9 protein-coding genes are annotated in these 15,510 nt (G+C 55.7%); all 9 read left to right on the top strand.

The window, feature by feature from the left end; all coding sequences use genetic code 11:
* Positions 1 to 3: 3 nt before the first annotated feature.
* The 9 genes from ACOQH0_RS23635 to traI all read left to right on the top strand — a co-directional run bounded on the left by ACOQH0_RS23635 (position 4) and on the right by traI (position 15,489).
* On the top strand, positions 4 to 267 hold the full coding sequence (locus tag ACOQH0_RS23635) for a hypothetical protein (protein WP_032641305.1): 264 nt from the start codon (positions 4 to 6) through the stop codon (positions 265 to 267).
* On the top strand, positions 264 to 668 hold the full coding sequence (locus tag ACOQH0_RS23630) for a hypothetical protein (protein WP_148577025.1): 405 nt from the start codon (positions 264 to 266) through the stop codon (positions 666 to 668). Before ACOQH0_RS23635 ends, ACOQH0_RS23630 begins: the two co-directional genes overlap by 4 nt.
* Entirely contained in the window at positions 661 to 2,025 is a 1,365-nt protein-coding gene (gene traH / locus ACOQH0_RS23625) for a conjugal transfer pilus assembly protein TraH (RefSeq protein WP_148577026.1), read from the top strand. The genes ACOQH0_RS23630 and traH overlap by 8 nt, the downstream gene beginning before the upstream one ends.
* Complete coding sequence (gene traG, locus ACOQH0_RS23620; protein WP_148577027.1) at positions 2,025 to 5,315, top strand: conjugal transfer mating-pair stabilization protein TraG; 3,291 nt, start codon at positions 2,025 to 2,027, stop codon at positions 5,313 to 5,315. The genes traH and traG overlap by 1 nt, the downstream gene beginning before the upstream one ends.
* Before the next feature lies 1 nt (position 5,316).
* The gene (locus ACOQH0_RS23615; protein ID WP_032663645.1) at positions 5,317 to 6,006 is read left to right on the top strand and encodes a hypothetical protein; all 690 of its coding nucleotides are present in this window, start codon (positions 5,317 to 5,319) and stop codon (positions 6,004 to 6,006) included.
* Positions 6,007 to 6,153: 147 nt separating this feature from the next.
* A complete protein-coding gene (traT, locus tag ACOQH0_RS23610; RefSeq protein WP_032641144.1) occupies positions 6,154 to 6,885 on the top strand; it encodes a conjugal transfer complement resistance protein TraT in 732 nt (243 codons plus the stop codon).
* Positions 6,886 to 7,075: 190 nt separating this feature from the next.
* Positions 7,076 to 7,387 carry a hypothetical protein gene (locus ACOQH0_RS23605; protein WP_421512399.1) on the top strand — a complete coding sequence of 104 codons (312 nt, stop codon included), beginning with the start codon at positions 7,076 to 7,078 and terminating at the stop codon, positions 7,385 to 7,387.
* Between the two features lie 114 nt (positions 7,388 to 7,501).
* Complete coding sequence (gene traD / locus ACOQH0_RS23600) at positions 7,502 to 10,069, top strand: type IV conjugative transfer system coupling protein TraD (protein WP_421512398.1); 2,568 nt, start codon at positions 7,502 to 7,504, stop codon at positions 10,067 to 10,069.
* Positions 10,066 to 15,489 carry a conjugative transfer relaxase/helicase TraI gene (traI, locus tag ACOQH0_RS23595; RefSeq protein WP_421512397.1) on the top strand — a complete coding sequence of 1,808 codons (5,424 nt, stop codon included), beginning with the start codon at positions 10,066 to 10,068 and terminating at the stop codon, positions 15,487 to 15,489. Before traD ends, traI begins: the two co-directional genes overlap by 4 nt.
* Positions 15,490 to 15,510 lie beyond the last annotated feature (21 nt).

Below are 15,510 nucleotides of genomic sequence, written 5' to 3'. Positions count from 1 at the left end.
AAAATGACGACAAACACGTATGCGTTATCGCGTACCGAGCGCGTGTGGCTGTTATTCAGCGTGACGCTGCTTGTGTCCGCAGCATTCTACGGGGTGCTTGCCCACCGGGTGGTCAGCGTTATGGACCGCCCTGAACTGACAACCTGTCTGCAGGACTTTCCGGTGCTCCTGCTAATCTCGCTGAGCATCGGATTCTTTTTCACCGTCACCGGGCTTTACGTCTGCCGGCAGACCCTGGCCAGGAAACCCCGGGAGGAGATTGCATGAGGCTTACCAGACTGAAGACGCTTATCCGAAACCAGGCTTTCGCGATAGTGAAAGACTGTAGTGCGGATACTGAGACCCGAAAATGGACGGATTTGTTAACTCTGAAACTGTTTTATGCCTTAATTTTTACCGTCGTAGTCGAAAGGGTATACGTGAAGTGCGCCATCACAACGCTCAGTGCGATGTCCGTTGACCGCGCCGAACAGTTTACGCTCTCGCTTCTCATCCACTATCCGCAGTACCTGCTCTGGAGCGTTATCGGCGCGATTTGCGTGCTCATAGCGGTGAATTTACTCGTCTGCAGCTGGTTCTGTCTGGCCAGATATTTATGCCGCAAAATTAACCGTGCTGACAGCCCGGCAGGCAAGAATACGCAAGCTGTGGAGGTGCCAAATGATTAAGGCGCTTATTACGGCAGGGATCGTGTTCTTCTCAGGCCTGGCTGCTCTGCCTGCTCAGGCGGACGTCAACGGCGATCTGAACGGTTTCTTCAATAATCTGGGCTACAGCGGCAACGTGACTCAGGCGCAGGCCTGGCAGGGGCAGGCGGCAGGGTACTTCTCCGGTGGCTCGGTATACCTCCGGAACCCCGTAAAAAACGTCCAGCTGATCTCGATGCAGCTGCCTTCCCTTAACGCCGGCTGCGGCGGTATCGATGCCTATCTCGGGTCGTTCAGTATGATCAGCGGCGAGGAAATCCAGCGATTCGTGAAGCAAATCATGAGCAACGCCGCCGGCTATGCTTTCGATCTGGCCCTGCAGACGATGGTACCGGAGCTGAAGCAGGCTAAAGATTTCCTGCAGAAACTGGCCAGTGATGTTAACTCCATGAACATGAGTTCATGCCAGGCTGCTCAGGGCATCATCGGCGGGTTGTGGCCAGTGACGCAGGTCTCCCAGCAGAAAATCTGCCAGGACATTGCCGGCGAAACCAACATGTTCTCCGACTGGGCGGCTTCCCGTCAGGGTTGTACCGTCGGAGGACAGGGCGACAAAGTCACGGCTAAAGCCGGTGATGCTGAGAAGGATCAGGTGCTGAAGAACAAAAACCTTATCTGGGACACCCTCAGTAAGAATGGCCTTCTCGGCAACGACCGCGCGCTGAAGGAGCTGGTCATGAGTACCGTCGGCTCCATCATTTTCAACAAGAATGGCGATGTGACAATTCTGACGCCGCTGGTTGATAACCGCGACCTGATTAAAGTCCTGATGCGCGGGGGAACGGCGAAGGTCTACGGATGTGACGAGTCCACACTGTGTCTGGGACCTGTTGTCACCAATCTGACGATTTCCGAGTCCAACGCTCTGGTTACGCTGGTTAAAAACCTGATGCTCTCAATGCAGAACAAGCTGGTCGACGATACTGCGCTGACCGATCAGGAAAAAGGCTTTGTGAACACCACCTCTGTACCGGTGCTGAAGTATCTGACTAACGCCCAGAGTATGGGGATGAGCGCCACGTACCTTCTGCAGGTCTCCGACTTCATTGCCCAGGACCTGATGATTCAGTACCTCCAGGAGCTGGTGAAACAGGCAAGCCTGTCTCTGGCTGGCAAGAACTTCCCTGAAGAAGCTGCCGCAAAACTACGCGACAACATTATTCATGCGCAGGGACTGCTGGCCGACATGAAGCTGCAGTCTGCGGCTGACCAGAACGCGCTGGACGGTATCGACCGCAACATGCAGTACCTGCAGCAGCAGGTGTCCACCATTGTTTCAGGCTCCTATCAAAGCAACTATCACTGGGGTGATCGCTGATGCTTGAGATATACACCATTTATGGCGGGGGAATGTGGAAAACGGCGCTGGACGCCGTCGTCACCCTTGTCGGTCAGAATACTTTCCACACTTTACTGCGTATTGCCAGCACCTTTGGGGTGCTTGCCGTACTGCTTACCTTCATCAAACAACGTAACCCGATGGTTTTCGTCCAGTGGCTGGCGGTCTTCATGATCCTGACATCCATCCTGCTGGTACCGAAACGCTCAGTACAGGTCATTGACCTCTCTGATCCGGGGGCGGTCTGGGTCACCGATAACGTACCGGTTGGCCTGGCGGCTATCGCGTCTCTTACTACCAGTATCGGGTACAAGATGGCGTCGGTTTACGACATGCTGATGGCCAGACCCGACTCAGTGACCTACAGCAAAACCGGGATGCTTTTTGGCTCGCAGATTGTGGCGGAGACGAGTGACTTTTCCACGCAAAACCCGGAGCTGGCGCAGATGCTGCCCGACTACGTGGAAAACTGTGTGATCGGCGACATTCTGCTGAATGGCAAATACACGATCAATCAGCTGCTCAACTCCACAGACCCGCTGACACTGATAACCAGTAACCCAAGCCCGCTGCGGGGCATCTTTAAGATGACCTCCACCACGCGCCAGTTCCTGACCTGTCAGCAGGCCGCAACGGAGATACAGAAGCTGGCGAATACCGACGTGAATCCGGGCAGTGCGACGTTCACCTGGCTGACGAGAAAGGTATTCGGCAACAAGCTGAATGGCGCGGCGCTTCTGGCCAACTCAATGGGGGACAGTTACGGGTTCTTCTATGCCGGTGGTATGACTGCTGCGCAGATCATGAAGAACAACATCACGAACAGTGCAGTTAGGCAGGGTATTAAAGGTTTTGCGGCTCGCTCATCCGATACGGCTAACCTGCTGAATCTGGCTACAGAGAACGCTGCAACCAAACAGCGTCTCGCCTGGGCTGCAGGTAACGAGCTGGCGACTCGCACGCTGCCGTTCGCACAGTCCCTGCTGATGCTTATCCTTGTGTGCCTGTTCCCGCTAATGATTGCGCTGGCCGCATCCAATCACACTATGTTTGGCCTGAACACACTAAAAATATACGTTTCCGGGTTTATCTATTTCCAGATGTGGCCGGTGATGTTCGCCATTCTTAACTATGCCGCCAACTACTGGCTGCAGAGCCAGTCCGGGGGCACGCCCCTGGTGCTGGCCAACAAGGATGTGGTTGCGCTGCAGCATTCGGACGTGGCGAATCTGGCAGGGTATTTGTCCCTTTCCATTCCGGTGCTGTCGTTCTATCTGACCAAAGGTGCTGCGGCGATGGGCTCTCAGGTGGCAGGGAGCGTACTCAGCTCGGGCGCCTTCACGTCAGCAGGTGTGGCAGCGACCACGGCGGACGGAAACTGGTCGTTTAACAACATGTCGATGGACAATGTCAGCCAGAACAAGATGGATACCAACCTGATGCAGCGTCAGGGGCAGCAAACCTGGCAGGCGGATAATGGCTCCACGCAGACTCAGACGGCCGGTGGCCATACGGTTATCGACGGCTCGGGTGCAATGTCGAATCTGCCGGTGAACATGAAGCTCAGCCAGCTGGCCAGCAGTGGTTTCCAGGAGTCAGCCCGCCAGTCGCAGGTACAGGCGCAGACTGCTCTCGATGGCTACAACCACAGCGTTACCAGTGGCTGGTCGCAGCTCTCCCAGCTTTCTCATCAGACCGGTACCAGTGACAGCCTGATCCAAGGCAGTGAAAACAGCCAGGCCACTAATGCGACACGCGGAGCTGGCATGATGTTGTCTGCCGCTGAGAGTTATGCGAAAGCAAACAACATCTCGACACAGGAAGCCTATAACAAACTGATGGATATCAGTAATCAGGGGTCTGTATCGGCAGGCATTAAAGGGACGGCCGGAGGGGGACTTAATCTGGGCGTTGTTAAGTTTGGTGCCGAAGGAAGTATTTCAGGCGATTTGCGGCATTCTACGGGCAGCTCCAGAGGAATTCAGGATTCTGATTCCCATTCGCAGGATATGCGACATGATCAGAATGGCCAGGCAGTTAATGACTTCCGCCAGGGTATGGATATGGTTAAAAGTAGTCGTATCACCGATGGCGCAAATCATTCTGAGAATGCTGCAAGCAGCAATGTTCAGCAACTGGCCGCAACGCTCAATGATGCAGAAAGCCAGTACCATCAGTACACCACCAGTTCCACGCAGAGCAACGAGTTCAGCCGTATGGCCACTGTTGCACAGAATCAGAGTGCAAGCCTTGATACGAACTATACGCAGGAGTTTGTGGACTGGGCGGCTAATAAATACGGTGATAAGGCACAGTCCATGCTGACAAGTGCGCCGTCGGCGCGAGAAGCAGCGATGGAATTCGTAAATGAACGTCTCAAACCTGAAATCATGGGGGATTATCAGCAGGGCCGTTCAGATCTTACCAGCGGCAAGGAGCATGCAGCATTCAGTGGGGAGCATATCGTTCAGCCAGCGCGTGGCAGTCAACAGGTATCAGCTTCATCTGGTCAAGATGCTGGAGTTAGTTACAGCTCTCAGGATGGCGGTGCTCATAGCTCGGGAGGTATTGGCAATGCCCAGACTTACAGAACGACTCAGGGCGTTGAATATGGAGGCCAGCAGGGTGGAAATTATTCAGCCAGAACAGACGATTCTGTTTCGCCGAGTAGTGAGCAGTCAACTGTTCATCAAGGGCAAACAGGCGGACAGAGAAGCAGCTCAGGTAATATCACCTCGTCGGCAGGGATGGTTGATGCCGGTGGACGCACCACTGCAGATGAAAGGACCGGCCACACTGCAGAATCGCATCCTGAGTTCCAACATTCAGGAGCCGTCAGGGAGCAAGGAACCACGTATGGACAGGGGAGTGAAGTTACTCATAGCCGTTCAGGCATTAATGCTGGCGGAGAAAAAGTACGTGGTGATGCCATGCAGGAGTCATTCAAAGAAAATCAGGCTAAGCTGCATGAACATTCCTCGCAGGGTTTTGGTCCCCAGAATGAGTTACAGCGTCGAGTGGCGGAACAAAGATCTGAAAATGAGCATAAAATCAACGAATCTGCTGGAGAAATTGGCAAAAAACAATCCACTGTTCAGGCATCCAGTGATATCCTGAAAGGAGAAAACTTAATCGGTCAAGGGCGATTCAAGCTTGGTCGTGCCGAAGCTGAACTGGATCAATCAAGTAAACTCAATCCGTTTAATGATCTCCAACCAGATGAGCTGCAACAGAGAGTGGCAGAATTAAGGAAGAAAACTGGAGGGTAAAATGACTAAAAAGGTAAGTGCTTATTGTTGTTTCATTCCAATCGGCATTTATGCAGCTTATTCTGTAAGCCTGCAATTACTTTTTGACGTGCCATTTATGGCTAAGAGCATGCTCTTATCAGTCATACCCAGCGCCATATATATGTTCTGCATTTGGAAGTTACGAAACAGCAAAAGAGGGATGAGCTTAAAAGCGACACTACTGTGTAACACGATGCTTGCAGTCTTGCTAACTTTCTTGGTGGCATTTGTTGGCAATGATACCGAAAGTGCTCTCATAGCAGGCATAGCTGTTCACTCGCTGATAGCTTTCATCTTTGTGGGAACAGTATTGCGGCCTATTACTTTCAAGGATAATACCCTTCTTAAGGATGAAGATAATGGCCGGATATATGTTATCCGGAATGGGATCGCTCATATGTTGCCAGATAATGAGGCTCAACTCCTTAGCACTAGTGACAACAAAATTATCAGCTTTTCAGGCAGTCATATGAGTTTCCAGGATGGTGGAATAACAAATATTCCTCTGAATACTTCCTTCAACGATTCATTCAGTAACGGAATAACTGTGAACCCTGCCTCAGGAATGCCAATGGTTGGTGGCATCTCTGGCTTGGATATACACGGAAACAGTTGGGGAACAAACTTCAACGAACCTTCAAATACGTATGACCCTAACCGGGGATACTGAGAGTAAGGGGGCAATGGCCCCCTTAATTTTTGTAGTAATCTAAGTAAGCCATCTATTTAACCTAAATTCCCTTTCAAATCAGCCGATAACGTCTCTGTTAGCTATATCTCGCTAACGGGGACGTTTTTCTATGCACAGGATGAATTCATGAAATTAAAACAATTAGCCGTTGTTGGTCTGATCGCGTCTACTCTCGCTCTGTCTGGTTGTGGTGCCATGTCCACAGCGGTGAAGAAACGTAATCTTGATGTCAAAACCCAGATGAGTGAAACCATCTGGCTGGAGCCATCATCAGAGAAGACTGTTTATTTGCAGATCCGTAATACCTCTGACAAGGACATGTCTGGTCTGCAGGCACAAATTACAAATGAACTGGCCGCGAAAGGCTACCGCGTCTCCAGCTCTCCGGACACGGCCTACTACTGGATTCAGGCAAACGTGCTGAAAGCCGAGAAAATGGATCTGCGTGATGCACAGGGATTCCTTAAGACCGGGTATGAAGGTGCGGCAATGGGTGCGGCACTGGGTGCGGGTATTACGGCGTATAACTCGTCGTCAGCTGGCGCAACGCTGGGTGTAGGTCTTGCCACCGGGCTGATTGGTATGGCTGCTGATGCAATGGTCGAAGACGTTAACTACACGATGGTGACCGATCTGCAGATCTCCGAGCGCAGCAAAGCGGCCGTCACGACCGACAATATTGCCGCCCTTAAGCAGGGAACGTCCGGCATTAAGCTGCAGACCAGCACAGAGCAGGGCAACCGCGCTAAATACCAGACCCGCGTGGTATCCAACGCCAACAAGGTGAACCTCAAGTTTGAAGAGGCAAAACCTGTCCTGGAAGCGCAGCTGGCCAAGTCTATCGCTGGCATCATGTAATACCCGCGGCTGCGGCGATCGTCGCAGCCGTTCTCCCTCACAGCTGATTTTTAACCGTGCTCATTCCGGGCAGGGTGCGTCAGTGCTTTCTGTCAGTTACCAGTAATTACGCTTCCTCGCATGACTGCGCATGGCGCAGCCCTGTCTGCGGCGAGCGTTGCGTCCTTAATTTCAAAGGAGTTCGTCCATCATGATGCATCAGATAAATGAACGTGCAGATTACTCTGCTGAATTCTGGTCGCTTATCCATCTGGAAAGTGAGCTGATGGTAGCGAGGGCTTATATGAATGTATTTGGTTCACTTCCAGAAGGGCAGGGAATGACCATCATTGCTGGCTGGGCTGGCTATGAATTCACTCTTTATGGTCTGGAACCCCGGGAGTGGCACTCAGCGGCTTATAGGGATGTGGCCACTTCAGTCCGTTCTGTGGCTGCATACATTAATAAACAGGACTGGGAGGACGGGTGCCAGCAGGCCAGATATGAGCTGAGCCTGATGTAATAAACCGGCGCTTTACCCTCGCGATACCACCTTTTACAGCAACCTTTTCAACGTTTCTTCTCTGATAACACACATCACCGCGCAGGTGATGCGATAACGGCCGGACAACACTCTATGAGCTTCGCAGGAAAAAACCTCACCCAGGGCGGGCAGATGACCGCCTACCGCTGGCGCATGTTCATTCAGGTGAACAACTGGATAGGATTCTGGATCTTCATCCTGTTCGCCGTGCTGACTACCGCCATTTTTCTCTGGCGAATTCCACAGGAAGCCCTTGATAACGGCTCCCTGTGGTGGTTCGCCAGCATCAACAGCAGTTTTATCGATCTGATGCCGGCAACGGGGACGCCAAAAATCTACGACGTCCACTACTGGTATGCGCCAACCGCGACGATGATGGTGCTCAAAATGACCCTGCCGCAGATCTATACCGACCTGTACATGCAGGAGATGGGCAACCAGTGCCTGACTGAGCTGCAGTGGGCGGCCGGCGCCAGCGGGTTGTTCAGTATGGTGGTGTTTATCGCCGTGACATGGTTTATCGCCAATATCGGTCGAAAGGAAAGTGAAGACGAATACATTTCAGGGATGCAGCTGACTGACAAGCCTGCTGAAGTGAATAAGCTGCTGCGTAAAAACGGTGAGTTCTCTGACCTTCGCGTGGGTGATCTGCATATGGTGAGGATGGCGGAGGTACTCAATTTCCTGATGCATGGCACTATCGGGGTGGGGAAGTCGACGCTAATACGCTGGTTACTCGACTACATCCGCAAACGTGGTGACCGGGCCATCATCTACGACTCCGGTTGTACCTTCACAGAAACCCACTATAACCCGTCTACCGATATCATCCTTAACGCCCACGACGAGCGCTGTGCCAACTGGCAGATGTGGGGCGAGTGCGTCGACGCGGTCGATTACGACAACCTGGCAGCCAGCCTCATTCCGGTGGAAGGAGAGTCCGATCCGTTCTGGGTATCCAGCTCGAGAACCATTTATGCCGACCTTGCAATTCGTATGTCGACGGACCCGGAACGCAGCATTGAGAAGTTCCTCAAAACCCTGCTGTCACTCGATATGAAAAGTTTGCGTGAATATCTGGTCAATACGCCTTCAGCCAATCTGGTTGAGGAAAAGATAGAGAAAACGGCCATTTCCATTCGCTCAGTGGTAACCAACTACGCCAAAGCCCTTCGCTATCTGCAGGGGCTGGATGACGGAACGAAGCCGCCGTTCACCATCCGGGAGTGGATGACGCAGGAACGCTATGACAGCAGCTGGCTGTTTATTTCAACACAGGCCCGTCACCGCAAGAGTGTACGCCCTCTGATCTCGCTGTGGGTATCTCTGGCCACGCTGATGCTGCAGAGCATGGGGGAGAACAGCGACCGCCGCGTATGGTTCATTATCGATGAAGCTCCCAGCCTGCAGCGCATCCCCGAGCTGGCCGAGACGCTTGCCGAGGCGCGTAAATTTGGCGGATGTTTCGTGCTGGGGATGCAGAACATGGCCCAGCTGGTTCACGTCTACGGCCGCGAGCTGGCCAGAAGCATCTTCGACCTGATGAACACCCGTATGTACGGTCGTTCACCGAGTGCTGAGATGGCCGAAGTGGTGGAAAAGGAGCTGGGCAACCAGCGTAAGCGCAAAATCCGCGAGCAGAACAGCTACGGTCTGGACCAGGTGCGTGACGGTGTGTCCCTCGGTAAGGACGAGGTCAATAACCCGATTGTCGACTACGAGCAGATCATGCGTCTGCCGAACCTCAACTTTTATGTGCGCCTCCCGGGGGAGTATCCGGTCGTCCGTCTGAAGCTGAAATATCGCGCGCCGAAGAAGCGGCAGGCAGGCCTTCTCGAGCGCAATATCCGCGATGCACTGAGTCCGGAGCTGGAGAGGGTTATTCAGGAGAACGAGCGCGCAGCTGCAGCTGCAGGTCTGACGTTCCCGACCGGTGATGAAGTGCTGGAGAAGGAGAGCGAGACATCCTCTGCAGATGACGGTCCTGCTCCGGTTTCGTCTGCAGGGGCATCCGGCTCGCCGGCAACATCGGCCGTCGAAAAAGAGGCGCGTACTCCGGCGGAAGAAAATAAACCTTCGCGCAGCGCTGCACCTGAACGGAAGTCAGTACCAGCCAGGGAGCCCGTCACATCGCGAACAGCGCCTGTGGTTACGCAAGTCGTAACTGAAAATCACAGCACGGTGACAGACCCTGTCACCGAAGACAAAAAAGACAACGTCGTTTCTCTTCGGTCTTCTCCTCCTGCAGTAAATCGTCAAAAAGAGACAGCGCCCCTTAATCCGGAAATACCTGCAGCACTGCAAAAAATCCGCAGCAGAACTCAGCTGGATGCTCCCTCCGAGCCTGCAGCAGCCGGCGCGCTGGGGATGCTTAAACGGCGACTCAATACCGGAGCCACCTCAGGAGGGAGAGAAGATCAGGCCAGCGAGAATGCGGGCGAATCTATGAACCTGGATATGAAGGTGACGGCACTGCCTGACGGCGGCCTGAGTCTGACGATGGCAGGGAAGTCAGTGACACCGCAGACCCAGGATGAAGCCCACAGCACCCACCGGCAGCTGGCGCAGGAAGAAGAGAACATTTTACTTCACCGTCACGCGGACGACCCGGGTTACGACGAAAACGACCATCACTATTACGACAGAGAGCCTGAACTATGATGTCAGTCGCCCCAGTAGCGTCAGCCGGCGAGGCTGCAGGCTACTACAGCAATTCCGATAACTACTATTTTCTGGGCAGCCTGCAGAGCCTCTGGATGGGGGAAGGTGCAAAAGAGCTGGGCCTCGAGGGCAATGTCCGTGGCGATGACCTGACGGCCGTGCTCGAGGGCCGTCTGCCGGACGGCTCACGGCTGGGCAAGGAGGTTAACGGACAGCACGTCCACCGCCCGGGCCATGACCTGACCTTTTCCGCTCCCAAGAGCGTGTCCATTCTGGCGCTCATTGGCAATGATAAAGAAATGGTGGAGGCACATAACCATGCCGTCCGCGTGGCGGCTGGCTATGTGGAGAAGCTCATCTCGGCCCGCGACACGAAAGACGGCGTTACGTCCATTGTACACACCGGCAAGATGGTGGCGGCCGCCTATACGCATGATACCTCGCGCAATCTTGATCCTCAGCTGCACACCCATCTCCTGATTGCCAACATGACGGAGTATGCGGGCAAATGGAAAGCCCTGACCACGGACTATATCCATAACGCCGGCTTTATCGAAACCGTCATGAAGCACCAGGTCACCCTCGGGAAAATCTATCGCAGCGCGCTGCGCGAGCGGGTTGAAGCACTCGGCCATGAAGTGGAAGAAGTAGGCAAGCATGGGATGTGGGAGATCAAGGGCGTTCCGGAAGAAGTCAGGGACGAATATTCATCACGGGGCCGGGAAATTCAGGGGGCCGTGGGGGCTGAAGCCACGCTGCGTAGCCGGGATGTGGCCGCCAAAGACACCCGCAGGGCGAAAGTTGACCCTTCGCGGATGCGCCTGATGGAGCGCTGGCTGGGCCAGATGAAGGAGAAGGGATTTGACCTGAAGGCGTATCAGGAGAGCGTGGTGCCGCGTGATGCAGGTCTTCGTGAGACCGCGCCTCAGCCGGAGCGAGATCACCAGGCTAAGCCGGTTCCTGCCGGGCCTGAACAGGCTTCTCTGCAGACGTCGTCCACGGCAGAAAAGAGCGTCGACACACCTGCTCAACCCGCAGAACCGGAGAGCCAGTCCCGTCAGCCAGTACCACAGCAAACTGACACGCTGAGTCACCCGGCACAGACCGTTCCCGAAAAGACGCCGGCGACCAGGAGCTTACCTGCCGTTCAACTGGACACTGAAATACCCCGCCCGGAACTGACTGAGGCTGTCCGGCTGGCCATCTCGCAGCTCAGCGACAGTAAAACGCGCTTCACCTTTGGCGAGCTGATGATGACCACCGCTGAGCTGAGTGAACGGCTGCCGGAGATTAAGGATATTCGTGTGGCCATCGATGCGGCGCTGAAGGACGGCATGATTGTGCCGCTGGACAGTGAGAAAGGGGTTTTCACCTCCCGTATTCACCTGCTGGATGAACTCTCGATCCAGGCGCTGAGTCAGGAGCATCTCAAATCCACAAAAGTCGTCAGTTTCACCCGCCCGGCGCAGTACGCGCCGGCGGCGCTTGAAGTTGTGGAGAAGGACGCCCTGGTTCTGATGAATGCACCGTCAGGCGTGGCGGGCATCCGTGACCTGACCGCGCAGCTGGCCGGTATTGCCGGCGCGAACGGTCGTGACGTGCAGGTGCTGGCCAGCTCTGCCGAGCGCGCCATTTCGCTGGCGAAATCCGACGATTTGCGGGAACGGATTATCAGCCGGCAGCATGTTCTGAGCGGTGATTTCCACCTGAAACCCCAGAGCACGCTGATTATCGAAGGGGCAGAGCGTCTGGGATTAAAGGAGACGCTGGTTCTGCTGGGCGAAGCGCGCGCGCAGGACGCACAGCTGGTCTTTCTCGACAGTGCCGGACGGCAGGCGAACGGTAACGCCATGTCCGTGCTGGAGTCCGCAGGGGTTGCCCGCTCCCGCCGCACGGAGCCTGCGCCCGGGCTTGAGGCCGAAGTGGTCAGTATTCCTAACAAACGCGACCGTTACGAGGCGCTGGCCAACCGGTTTGCAGAGCTGAGCGGAGGAACTGATAACGTCACCGCCGTCGTGGTCGGCAAACGTGAACAGGCGCAGCTGACGGGCCTGGTACGTGAGGCGCTGCAGAACGCAGGGCAGCTGGGGCGTGACGGCGTGGAGATAGAGGCCCGGCAGCCGGTGTGGCTCGACAGCAAAACGCGCCGCATGCCAGGTTCGTACCGTCCCGGCATGGTGCTTGAAGATCGCGCGGACGCAAAAGAGCGTAAGTCCTTTGTGATTGACCGGGTGCATGAGGACACGCGAGTCCTCTCGCTCATCGACGGTGACGGCGTGCTGACCCGGATGAAAATCGGGGATATCAGCGCTGACTGGCGTCTCTTCAGCCGTGAAACCCTCAGCGTGGCCACCGGCGAAAAACTGCTGTCCGTGGCGGGCGACCGCGAGCACAGCCTGAAGGCCAAAGATCGTCTTGAGGTGACCGGGATAAGTGAAAAGGGGATTGAGGTTAAACGGGGGGAAGACACACTGACGCTGCCAAAAGACCAGCCGCTCTATCTGTCACATGCTTACGTAACCGCGCCGGGCGGACGGGATAACGACGCCGGCGTGGTGCTGGCCGCGCTCAACAGCCGCGACATATCGACCCAGACCATGAACTCGCTGGCACAGAGTGGCCACCGGGCGGAAGTGTTCACCGCCGAAGTGCAGGACCGGGCTGAAGCCCGGCTGCAGCGCATGAAGACCAATGCCTCTCCCGTGCAGCTGGTCAGAAACCTGAGCGGTCACCAGGACGTCAGTCAGGCGGTTGATTCACTGCATCACAGCATCCGGACGGACGCGGGTCTGGCCGTGTGGCGTGCCATTAACGACCAGCGCACCGTGGTGATCAGCGAGCTTAAGCTGGCGACGGAAGCGCAGAAATATCATCCCGACCTCGAAGCCATCGGGAATGAAATTGGCGCGATGATTAAAAATGGCGAGCTGTTGTCCGTATCCGCAGGGGGAGAGCCGGTACTGGTGTCCCGGTCCACCTGGGAGATGGAGAAAGCCATTCTGCGCGTGGTGGAGGAAGGGAAAGGTACGCAGCAGCCGTTGCTGGAACAGGTACCGGAGGCCGTGCTGAACGGACTCACCGATGGCCAGAAAAAGTCGACCACCCTGGTGCTGGGTACCACGGATCAGTTTATCGGGATTCAGGGCTATGCCGGCGTGGGGAAAACCACGCAGCTGAAGGCGGTGATATCTGCACTGGAGACCTTACCGGCGGACGTTCGTCCGGTGATGACGGGGCTTGCTCCTACGCACCAGGCGGTGAAAGAAATGAGCGACGTCGGTGTACGGGCGCAGACCATCAAATCCTTTGTCGTTGAGCATGACCAGGCGACGGCCGCAGGCGGGAAACCTGACTATAAAGGACAGGTGTTTCTTATCGATGAATCATCAATGGCAGGCAACCAGGATACGGCGGCATTGTTCCAGGCCATTGCCAGCGGCGGCGGACGTGCAGTCTCGATGGGGGATATCGACCAGTTTGAAGCGGTCGACGTGGGCGCGCCGTTTAAGCTGATGCAGGAGCGAAGCCCGATGGATGTGGCCATCATGAAGGAAATCGTCCGTCAGAAAGACCTGCAGTTGCGCGGCGCCGTTCACGACATCATCGATAACCGGATCGATGCGGCCCTGCAGCGCATTGAAACCCAGCCGGCTGACCGTGTGGCGCGTAGCGCTTCAGCCGCGCTCCCGGAAAGTGCGATTCAGGAAACGGAGACGCCCGTTAACGACATCGTGGCGGACTGGAAGGACCGGACGCCGGAGGCGCGGTCCCGTACGCTCATCATTGCGCAGCTGAACGCCGACCGTAAAGCGATAAATGCCGGCATTCATGCCGCGCTTGCAGCGCGGGGAGAACTGGGGGAGAAGGCCATTAAGGTGCCTGTGCTCGATAAAATCACCCATACGCGCCATGAGTTCAACAAAACAGAGGCCTGGGAAGCAGGGATGGTGGTTAAACGCGGTGACCGCTACCAGGATGTGGTGGCCGTTGACCGTAACGGCAGAACGGTGACGGTACGTGATGAGGAAGGGAAGATTGCTCTGATTTCACCGAAGGAGCTGATCACCGGTGACGTGCAGCTGTTTCGCCGCAGCGAGATGGAAGTCCGTTCCGGCGATCTGCTTAAGTTCACGGCGACCGATCGCGAACAGGGGCAGATGGCCAACCAGCGCTATACGGTGGAGTCGGTCAGCGAGGAGGGGAATATCCGTCTGAAAGGGGAGAACGGTCGCGTCACCATCAATCCGGAGAAGGTCCGGGCGCAGCAGCATATCGACTACGGCTGGGCCGTCACCGGCTACGGCGCACAGGGGGCCAGCAGTGATTATGTCATTGCGCTTGAGGGCACGAAAGACGGACGTAAGGCACTGGCTTCCCGTCGTGCCTTCTACATTTCAGCCTCACGCGTGAAAGAGCACGTCCAGATATACACCGACGGGAAAGCGGACTGGGTTAAGGCGGTAAAAACACCGGAGCGTGATATCAAAACTGCGCACGATGCGCTGGCACCGGAAACGCAGCGCAAACAGGCGAAAGCCATCTGGGCAATGGGGCAGCCGGTGAATAAAACGGCCATCGGTCGCGCCTGGGTGCGCCATCAGGGCATGCAGGATGCGTCACTGACGGCAAAAATCATCCCGGCCACCCGGCGCTTTCCTGAACCGGCGCTGGCGCTGCCGGTGTATGACAACAATGGCAGGAGTGCGGGCCTGGCCCTGGTTTCCCTGGTTTCCAGCCCGGAAGGACGGATGACTCAGGGGGAGACACGAATGGTCATGACAGAGCGTGCCCGTGGCGCCGTGCTGCAGCGTAGTCAGTCCGGAAACACGATAGTGGCCAGCGACCTGACGGCTGCACTCGATGCAGTACGAAATCATCCAAAGGACGGCGTGGTCTGGCAGACCGGTGATGAACCGCCTTCAGCATGGCTGCTTAAGGTAAGCGGTGGGACAAAACAGGATGTGTCACCGGGTATTGTCTCCACGCTGACGGACGAACAGAACGTACAGCAGCTGCGCGAGCAAATGCTGGCAGACCAGGTTCGCAATGAAGAAGCCGGACGGAGCAGGCAGCCGGAGTCGTTGCTGGCGGAAGTTCCACAGGAAGAGGTGATCAGACTGAAACCGGAAGACATTAACCCGCGTAAACCGGAACCACTCAACCCGGATGCGGATGTGATCGCCAGGGTCAGAGGTGAGGAAAACACCGATGGACAGGAAATAAAAGCCGCTGCAGGCGTCCGAAGCGAGCTGGAAGGTGCTGACAAGACCGCTGGTGAACAGTCGCGGGCATCGCGTGTGATTGCAGATCTGGCAAACGCTGAACGAGACATGCTCAGGGCGGCAGAAAATACTGAACGCGGCCGCATGCCGGAGCGTGAAGAACAGACCCTCACCCGAACCATTCAGAAAGAACGTTAATCCCCCTTTTAATCATGAGAA

The organism is Enterobacter sp. JS8-1 (genome assembly GCF_049187015.1).
GTDB classification, from domain to species: domain Bacteria; phylum Pseudomonadota; class Gammaproteobacteria; order Enterobacterales; family Enterobacteriaceae; genus Enterobacter; species Enterobacter mori.
This window is presented reverse-complemented; position numbering and strand designations above follow the sequence as displayed.